The sequence below is a fragment of the Desulforhopalus singaporensis genome, assembly GCF_900104445.1.
GTDB classification, from domain to species: domain Bacteria; phylum Desulfobacterota; class Desulfobulbia; order Desulfobulbales; family Desulfocapsaceae; genus Desulforhopalus_A; species Desulforhopalus_A singaporensis.
In genome coordinates, this window is record NZ_FNJI01000066.1 from 1 (window position 1) to 9,430 (window position 9,430).

General features: G+C 49.2%; 6 protein-coding genes and 1 pseudogene. 3 read left to right on the forward strand and 4 right to left on the reverse strand.

Annotated elements, in window-relative coordinates; genetic code table 11:
• The first annotated feature begins 36 nt into the window (after positions 1 to 36).
• Together BLQ17_RS20995 and BLQ17_RS21000 are read left to right on the forward strand one after the other, a co-directional pair.
• The gene (locus tag BLQ17_RS20995) at positions 37 to 1,200 is read left to right on the forward strand and encodes a sodium ion-translocating decarboxylase subunit beta (protein ID WP_092226123.1); all 1,164 of its coding nucleotides are present in this window, start codon (positions 37 to 39) and stop codon (positions 1,198 to 1,200) included.
• A 39-nt stretch (positions 1,201 to 1,239) separates the two neighbouring features.
• Entirely contained in the window at positions 1,240 to 2,430 is a 1,191-nt protein-coding gene (locus BLQ17_RS21000) for a CaiB/BaiF CoA transferase family protein (RefSeq protein WP_092226125.1), read from the forward strand.
• Positions 2,431 to 2,504: 74 nt separating this feature from the next.
• On the opposite strand, the gene BLQ17_RS21005 is transcribed toward BLQ17_RS21000, so the two are convergent.
• The 4 genes from BLQ17_RS21005 to BLQ17_RS21020 all read right to left on the reverse strand — a co-directional run bounded on the left by BLQ17_RS21005 (position 2,505) and on the right by BLQ17_RS21020 (position 8,957).
• Complete coding sequence (locus tag BLQ17_RS21005; protein ID WP_176761377.1) at positions 2,505 to 4,262, reverse strand: amidohydrolase; 1,758 nt, start codon at positions 4,260 to 4,262, stop codon at positions 2,505 to 2,507.
• 483 nt (positions 4,263 to 4,745) lie between these two features.
• A complete protein-coding gene (locus BLQ17_RS21010) occupies positions 4,746 to 6,164 on the reverse strand; it encodes a sigma-54-dependent transcriptional regulator (protein ID WP_092226133.1) in 1,419 nt (472 codons plus the stop codon).
• 28 nt (positions 6,165 to 6,192) lie between these two features.
• Positions 6,193 to 8,358 (reverse strand): ATP-binding protein, encoded by a 2,166-nt coding sequence (locus tag BLQ17_RS21015; RefSeq protein ID WP_092226128.1) that lies wholly within the window; start codon positions 8,356 to 8,358, stop codon positions 6,193 to 6,195.
• 245 nt (positions 8,359 to 8,603) lie between these two features.
• A complete protein-coding gene (locus tag BLQ17_RS21020) occupies positions 8,604 to 8,957 on the reverse strand; it encodes an MmcQ/YjbR family DNA-binding protein (protein WP_092226130.1) in 354 nt (117 codons plus the stop codon).
• A gap of 200 nt (positions 8,958 to 9,157) precedes the next feature.
• Between BLQ17_RS21020 and BLQ17_RS21025 the strand changes: the two are divergent.
• A pseudogene (locus BLQ17_RS21025) lies at positions 9,158 to 9,430 on the forward strand (hypothetical protein); the annotation flags it as partial.

Below are 9,430 nucleotides of genomic sequence, written 5' to 3' on the forward strand. Positions count from 1 at the left end.
TGGTGGTTTTGTCATAACAATTCAAGGAGTCCTACCATGCTTGAAGCACTACTTGAGTTTTTCAAGTCCACAGGTTTATACGGATTGACTCCGGGGGCGATCACCATGCTGCTGGTTGGTTGTGTTCTGCTTTACCTGGCTATAGTGAAAAGGTTTGAACCGCTTCTCCTCGTGCCCATCGCCTTCGGCGTAATACTGACCAACCTGCCGCTCGCCGGATTGATGGCCGAACCGGTGCTGGAAGTAAAGGATAATCTCATCCATACGGTACAGCCCGGCGGGCTGCTCTACTACCTCTTCCAGGGCGACCACCTCGGCATCTTCCCCCCCCTGATCTTCATGGGGGTTGGGGCAATGACCGACTTTGGCCCGCTTATCGCCAACCCAAAGTCGCTGCTGCTCGGAGCAGCAGCACAATTCGGCATATTTATCACTTTTATAGGAGCCATTTCCTCAGGATTGTTCACCGCCCAGGAAGCGGCGTCAATCGGTATTATCGGCGGAGCGGACGGCCCTACCGCAATATTTTTATCGTCGAAACTCTCCCCCCATCTCCTCGGACCGATCGCCATAGCCGCATACTCCTATATGGCGCTGGTTCCGATTATTCAGCCGCCGATAATGCGGTTGCTGACCAGCCGGGAAGAACGATCCATCAAGATGACGCAACTGCGTACCGTGACAACCAGAGAGAAAATCATCTTTCCGATTATTGTCACGGTCATCGTCTCCCTGATGGTGCCTCCGGCGGCGACACTCATCGGCATGCTGATGCTGGGAAACCTGTTCAGGGAGTGCGGAGTGGTGGGCCGCCTTGAGGACACCGCCAAGAATGCCCTTATCAACATCATAACTATTTTTCTGGGAATAACTGTCGGCGCAACGGCCACGGCGGAACAGTTCCTGAAAATTGAAACCCTTGCCATTCTCTGCCTGGGCGTTGTCGCCTTCGGAATAGGAACAGCCTCCGGGGTACTGCTGGCAAAACTGATGAACAGGGTTTTCCGGATGAACATCAACCCGCTCATTGGCTCTGCCGGCGTGTCCGCAGTGCCAATGGCCGCCAGGGTCTCACAGGTTGTCGGGCAAAAGGAGGATCCCGGCAATTTTCTGCTCATGCATGCCATGGGGCCCAATGTCGCAGGTGTTATCGGTTCGGCCGTATCCGCCGGAGTGCTGCTGTCAATATTCGGCGGCTGATTTAAACGTTAAATTTATTGCCTTTGGAGGCGTTACGATATGCAAAATATAACAACAACCCAAAAACAAGGTCCGCTTTCCGGTGTTACAGTCATAGACCTGACTCGTGTGCTGGCCGGTCCATACTGCACCATGGTTCTTTCTGATCTCGGCGCGCGCGTCATAAAAGTGGAAAATCCGAACGGGGGCGACGACTCACGTCATATCGGCCCTTTTGTCGGATCAGGACAAACTACAAAATCGGCCTATTTCATGAGCCTTAACCGGGATAAAGAATCAATAGCACTTGACCTGAAAAACGATGACGACCGCAAGATCCTCTTCGCCCTTCTCAGGAATGCCGATGTCATTATTGAAAATTTTCGGCCAGGCGTCATGGAAAAACTGGGGTTAGGCTGGGATGTACTAAAAACCAGGTATCCTGAACTGATCTATGCTGCCGTTTCCGGTTTTGGACAATCTGGCCCTCACCGGGATCGGCCAGCTTATGATATTGTTGTCCAGGCGATGGGCGGTATAATGAGTGTTACCGGACACAAAGATCAACCGCCAACTCGAGTCGGTACATCCATTGGCGATATCACCGCCGGGTTATTTATGTCAATAGCTATTTCAACAGCTCTTTATGAAAGAACCAAAACTGGCACCGGGACCAAAATCGACGTTGCCATGCTCGATTCGCAGATTGCGATACTTGAAAATGCTGTGGCAAGATATATGGCCCTGGGCGAGAATCCGCAGCCACTCGGTACACGCCATCCATCCATCACACCCTTTTCTCTTTTTAAGGCCAAAGACGGCTACCTTGTGATCGCGGCAGGAAATAATTCGCTGTTTCAAAGATTATCCGAGGTTCTCAACGCTCCTGAGTTACTGGAAGATCCACGTTTTTCAACTAATGCGCTGCGCACAGAACATGTCGAGACCCTGACCCGGGAAATAGAAAATCTGCTGGCCAATCGATCTGTATCCGAATGGCTTGACGCATTAAGCAAAGCAGGTGTTCCATCAGGCCCACTGAACACAGTCGCCGATATACTCAATGATCCGCACATAGAGTTCCGCAACATGCTTATAACAACGGAGGATCCTGACATTGGCCAGTTGAAAATGGCCGGCAACCCGATCAAGTTCGAAGGTGTTCCTGACCTGGCCAAACGACCGCCCGCACCCGACCTTGACGGTGATCGGGAAAAAATACTTGCAGAACTGGGTGAATGCGTCTCTTGATTTTCATCATCCCCTGACTGGTTTCTGGGTCAGGGGATGACGTTTTACCCCATACTGAAGTTTACCTGTATGTTTTAGAGTGCCTGGTAAACCGAGTTTCCACCCACTATGGTTTCAAGAACCTTGATATCTCTTATGCGCATTGGGTCCACTTTCAGGGGATTTTCTGAGAGTATGACAAGATCCGCTCGTTTGCCCACCTCAATGGACCCCGTAACTTCCTCCTCAAACTCCTGATAGGCTGCGTTGATCGTCAGGGCCCGCAAGGCTTCTGCTGCAGTTACCCTTTGATCCACCGAACGATAACGGCCATCCGGGTCATACGTCTCGGTGAAAACCTGCCTGTCTCCGTAGGAAATTCTATTGACCATTGCCCACATCAACACCAGAGGATTGTGTTCAAATACCGGGGTATCTGCATGGGTGGTCCAGAGTATATCACGATCGAGGGCGTCCTGTGCAGCGCTCATCCGGGCAGATCTGTCAGGACCGAAAAAGGTTTCCCAATGCCGATCTCCCAGATAGTAAATGTGCATCCCCAAAAAGGAGGGGATGACACCAGGCAGCTGCTTCATTCTATCAAATTGATCTTCCCTGGTAAACTGGCTGTGGATGATCGTGTGGCGCATATCATCAGAAACTCTATACCCCTTGTCGGTTTTCCGTATTTCCGCCGCTCCGTCCAGGCAGTTATCGACAGCGCCATCGCCATTGCAATGGATGTGGATCTGGTCAAACCCGGCCTCGTGTGTATCCACAAATGCCTGCTTGACCTCCTCGCTTGTCAGGTATTGCAGACCAGTCCAGTCAGCAGGATACGGCCCCGGGGTATGAAAGGGTTCGCTCATATAGGCAGTACGCAATTGAGGTGAGCCGTCAGCAAAATATTTTGTGCCATTTGCTACGACCAGATCGTTTTTGCCCGCGTATTTGGGCAATATTCGACTCTTGCCAGGCAGGTCCATCTTGAATTGATCATGAACTTTTACAGCTTCGGGCAAGCTAAACCAGAGTGTCGTTCGTATTTTGAGCGCGCCCTCATCTGCAGCCTGCCTGAAAAGTTCAAAATCGGCCATGGTCTGGCTGCCGCCAAGATTTGCAGTTGTGGTTCCCACTGAAGCATAAATTTCACTTTCATGGGCTATGTCTTCCAGCCGACTCTCAGGAGTGTTTACCGGATAAAAAGAACTGCCATCCGCTTTCACCAGATACTTGCTGGCAGTCCCCCAAAACTGGCCGTTGGGTGTTCCATCGGGAAATCTGCCGATAACTCCGCCGGGGGGATCGGGGGTAACTACTCCATTTTTATCGACAGCGGTCTGTTCCAGGGCTAAAGTGTTTATTACGTTGCCATGCCCCGAGAAGTGCCTGATCAGTATGGGATGCCTGGTTGACGCCTTATCCAGATCAAGCCTCGTCGGATGAGTCTTTTCCTCCATAAAAACATCATCATACCCACGCCCTACCACCGATTCACCTTCAGGTGTACTTTGGGCCCTCTCTGCCAGAGCCGCAACCAGGTCCGGGATGTTTTTTATCGGACCGAACGGACCGCTTCCCAGCTGAACCTGGCGCCAGTACCATAACCCGAAGTGACCATGAGCATCATAGAACCCCGGCAACATTGTCGTGTTTTTCAGGTTCACTTTTTGGGTGTTGTCACCATTAAACTGTTTCATTATCTCATCGGTAGCGCCAACCCCCACAATCTTACCCTCCTTAACCGCTATGGCCTCAGCGATCTTGTCGGATGGATCCACGGTGACAATCGTCCCGTTGTGGTAAATAACATCAGCGCCATTGCCGGCATACACCACTGCTGTGCCCAACATCAAGCACAGAGTAATAATTGGAACCAATAAACATTTCTTGTTTTTCATATTTTCCCTTTGTTGTTGTAAATACAGATGAAAATCTCATTCACTCACACCCTGCGGACCCTGTTTGCGAACCACCTCCTTCAACCATTATTAAAAACTGTTTTCAAACAGCAGAACCCGGTCATCAATCGTGACACCCAGCCCTCTCTGTCGCTTGATTTTCAGGTGATCACCCCATAAGACCAGAAATTGATCAGCTGAAATTGTTTTGACATAAATCCAATGGACACCGTTATCAATTGATCCGAAGGAGGAAAAGCAATAGCTGTGCCAGGACCAGGAGAGGGGAACCTTGAATCGCTACACTTCTGATTACGGGGAGTTAAGCAGGAAAAAGGAGGTGGGAAGCAGGACGAATGTAAATATTTACGAACAAATGTTCATTTTTTTTGACACCTGTTCAGTGGGAGTGACTGATCCATCGACACGGCATGCTCATTCGGACCAACCGGTCTTGGAGATGTTATATTTTTTCAGCAGGGCATAGAGATGGGTCCGCCCGAGTCTACTGATTCGGCATGCTTCTTTAATGCTGCCTCTGGAAATTTCCATGAGCCTGCCAAGATATTGCTTTTCCGCACGCTCTCGAATCCCGTCCCTGTATTGTTTAAATGGTGGAAGTTCTACAGCGGGCCAGTCCGGAGTAGACCCCGCCCCCGAGTCGTTATCTTTTTTTATTGATGAACGAACCGCATGGATACGGATGTTTGTCGGCAAATGCTGTGAACAGAGTTGTTGCTCAAGGTTACTGGTACTGACTGCAGCTTCGACAACATTGTAGAGTTCCCTGACGTTCCCGGGCCAAAGATATCCATATAGAGCCTCCAGAAAATCAGGAGAGATTTCTTTTGGCGGAATGCTGTAGCGGCGGCACAGGTTGTTGGTAAAATAGGTAACCAATTGCTCTATATCTTCGGGTCTTTCCCTCAACGGAGGCACCTCGATCGTGATAGCGCAGAGTCGATAGAAAAGATCCTGGCGAAACTGTTTTTCGCAGACCATCTTGTCAACATCCCTGTGAGTAGCTGAAATCAAGCGAAAATCACTTTCAACCTCACTCTTTCCGCCAATCGGCCGGAAACTGTGTTCCTGTAACACCCGGAGAAATACTTTCTGGCTCTCCAGGCTCAACTCCCCCACCTCATCAAGAAACAGTGTGCCGCCGTCAGCCTGCTTGACCAACCCCTCCATTGACCGGTCCGCACCGGTAAAAGCACCGCGTTCATGGCCAAACAAGGTACTTTTGACGAGTGTTTCGGTCAACGAGGCGCAATCTACCACTACAAACTTATGTTCTTTGCGTCTGCTGTTTGCATGCAGAGTTCGGGCAAGCAGTTCCTTCCCGGTACCTGTTTCCCCCAAAATGATAACATTACCGTTACTGGAGGAGGCTGTGGCAATCTCATCAAGACAGGTATTGAGTTTGGAGCTGTCACCCACTATTCCCTGCCGGCTGAAGGCCCAGGCCCTGGCTGAAGAACTCTTTAAGCTGTCGTTATATTGCAAGACGCGCTTCAAGCGCAGGATGATTTTCTGACTTGAAAGCGGCTTTTGGATATAATCCCAGGCGCCATTGCGGATGGCCAGTTCAGCACTGTCGGGATCCCCCACGCCGGTAATTATGATAACCTCAGGCGGTCGAGCGACGCTGCGAATTGTCTGCAGGGCTTCCAGTCCATTACCGTCCGGCATGTTGACATCCAGCAGCACAACGTCATATTCGCCTGCCAGCACCATATCGACGCCCTTGCCAAGAGTTTTGGCATATTCCGCCTGATGCCCTATGACCTCCACTACGTCACACAGCATCAGGCAGATATCAACATCATCGTCTATTACCAGTATTTTTGCCATAATCTCTTTACGTAACCAATGAACCATTTCAACTGAAAGAAGCCTGAAGCTCTTCCTGCACGATACGAATGAGCTGGGTTGCCCCCAAGGGCTTTTTCGCCAGCCGGCGAACCCCTATGGACAAAAGCTCTTGCTCCGATCCGCTCACATTCCCCCCTGAACACAGCACCACAGGAATTTCCGGCCGAATCGCTAAAATTTCTTCGGCAAGCTCGATCCCGGTCATATGAGGCATGGTGATGTCCGAAATCACCAAATCGACCCGTTCCGGGTCATTCCAAAAAATCTCCAGAGCTGACACGCTATTATCGCTGACGATAACATTATAGCCGTGGTGATTGAGAAGATCTTCAACAAATTCAACCAGCGGCAACTCGTCGTCCACAAATAAAATTGTTGCTGCGCGATGAACACTACCTGCTGCACCAAGCTGTCCCGGCGTAGTCACCGTTGCATGGCATTCAGGAAGATAAACGGTGAAACGACTCCCCCTGCCCGGCTCGCTGTCCACGACCAGACTTCCGTCAAGATCCTTGATTATGCTATGAACGACCGCCAATCCCATGCCGGTTCCTCCAGACCGGCTGTTCGTCGTGAAAAACGGCTGACAGATCTTATTGATAATGGCTGGTTCTATTCCAACTCCGGAATCATGAACTTCCAGACAGATAAACGATCCAGATTCCTGCTTTGACTTGAGGAAGGCGCTGGTTGGGAGAGTCTTGGTCCGCGAGAGTACAAGTTCCAGGGTTCCCCCCTGCTCCTGCATGGCCTGGGCGGCATTGGAGCACAAATTCATCAGCACCCGATGGATCTGGGTGGGGTCCGCATTTATCACATCGTTGTCCGTCTTGATGGTCTTGGTAATTTTTATAGTGGTTGGCAGAGTGGCCTTCATAAAGTCCATTACCTCCGTTATTACAGGGCTCAGGTAGATGGGTCTTTTTTCCTGCTCCGTCTGACGACTGAAAGTCAATATCTGTTGCACCAGCCCTTTTGCCCGATACGCTGCTCTTAAGGCGTGGGTTATCCGCCACTTAAGCCGAGTTCCCTCTTGCGCGTCGACTGTGTCAATCATCTCACAATATCCAATAATAGCTGCCAGGGCATTGTTGAAATCATGGGCGATTCCACCGGCAAATGTACCGATTGCCTCCATCTTTTCAGATTGGAGCAATTGCAGTTCCATCATTTTTCGCTCCGCCAACTCTTGTTTCAACTCCCGGGTTTTTTGGTCTACCTGGGACTTCAATATCCTGTTCCAGGTAAACACCGAGCCGGTAACAGCGAGAACCACGAGATAGATACCACCAACGGTATACCAAAAGCGTTTGTCGTAAATAACGCCGCCCTGCTCCAGATGAATCCATTTTTTCAGGATTGACTTTTTTTCTTTGCTGGAAATTTCCGCCAATCCCTTAGCCAAAATCCGATCCAGCATTGGCATATCTCTTGTTGAGGCAAAACTCAATCGGTTGGATTCTCCTGCAACTCCTACCATCCGAAGATTGGTCAACCCTTGAGATTCAATATAATAGGATGCGACGGCAAGATTGATGATCACGGCATCAGCCTGGCCAAAAGCTACTTTCTTCAGTCCATCCAAAGAGCTGTCAACTAATAACAGAGTAAAATGAGGATAGTTTACCTGGATATATTCATGAATAGCAAAGTTTCTAACGAGCGCGATTTTCATGTCTTTCATTTCGGCAAGATGCAGGGAACGCTTTGCCTCCTTACGCATGATGATCGCGTTGGGTAGTTCAAGATAGGGGGCAGTAAAAGACAGGTATGATTGTCGTTCCGGGGTCTCCTGAAAGTTGCATTTAACTGCAGCAATTTTTTTCTGTAGAGTCTCGATGGTCTTTTCAAATTCACATTCGAGCATTCGTTTGAACCGAAACCCGAGTCGTTCCTCAATCAGTGTTATATAATCCTTTGAGATGCCGTTCCACAAGCCATTGTCATCAACAAACTCAATGGGAGGAAACGTGCAATTCTGAATCAAAACTATTTGCCCATTATGAGCAGTAAGCCACTCTCTTTCTTCAACTGAGAGAGGATCTTTTTTGTGATAATAGCCAAAAACACTCCCAAGAAAAATTAGTGAAACCAGCAGGGAAATACAGGCCCATCGATATTTACAGTCACCGTTCTCTGGATTTGTGCCATCAGGTTTTTTGATTGTCGTCATAAAATGCTACGTTCGTTGGAGTAGAGCGATGTTTGAATCGTCACCTGCCCCCTTTTATAGCGGGGTTCAGCCCATGCTGCAACTTCCCTGACATTGGGGGTATTACCACAGCAGTACAGCTAAAGCGCAGAAAATCGACGACTTGTTGTGATATAATCTTCCTGTTGCAAGAAGCTAACAGCAGCAGGTACGAGATACTTTGATAAGGGCGTCCCTTTCAAGAGATTGAGAGGTGCTTTTCGGTATTATAGATTTTCCAGTTCTGTTTTATCTTTTTTGGAGAGTTTGCTTGTGACTAACCTGTACGATTCCTCTGCCAATGAAGACAACATGTCCTGGGGTAGTTCTCCTGTAAGAGATATTGTCACCCAATGTTTCTTGTTCATGTAATAGCCTGGAGACACAGACTCAAATTGGCTCGTTAAAGCCGCTCCGTCTTCCGGAGCACATTTGAGCGTAACGATTGGAATATCCCTGTCTTGTGAGACAAGCGCAAACATCTTGTTCATCACCTTGAAAACCAAGGCTTCCGGGCCGAAGGGGTAACTGCTTTCTGAACCTTTGAATTGTGAGAGGTATTTTTCGATCTCGTTTTTCATATCTCTACTATGTGTCTTTTAAGAGTTTCCAGTGCTCTTCCAGCTTCTGGGACCAGGCGAGTCAGTTTTCTCTTGAAATATCGAAATATTATTTCAAACACCTCAATTTTAAGCTATTTGTTTTCGTTTTCCCTCTGTGTCAATATGGGTGAAACACCTACCCCTTGCAAAATTAGTGTAGGGCGGTTAGGAGTTTTCACATGCAGCTGAAAGTAAAATCCATCAACACCAAACAGCAACCAGGACCATTGAACGACTCAACACCACAAAGACCCGATCCGGAAGTACCGGAAAAGAAACCACGGCGGAGATTTACGGCCAAATACAAGCTCCGGATTCTCTCTGAAATTGACGCCGCTACTGATCCCGGCGATATCGGTGCCATCCTGCGCCGGGAGGGCCTGTATTACTCCAACATCACTACTTGGAGGCGCCAGCAGCGTGAAGGCGCTCTTCAAGGCCTTTCTCCCAAG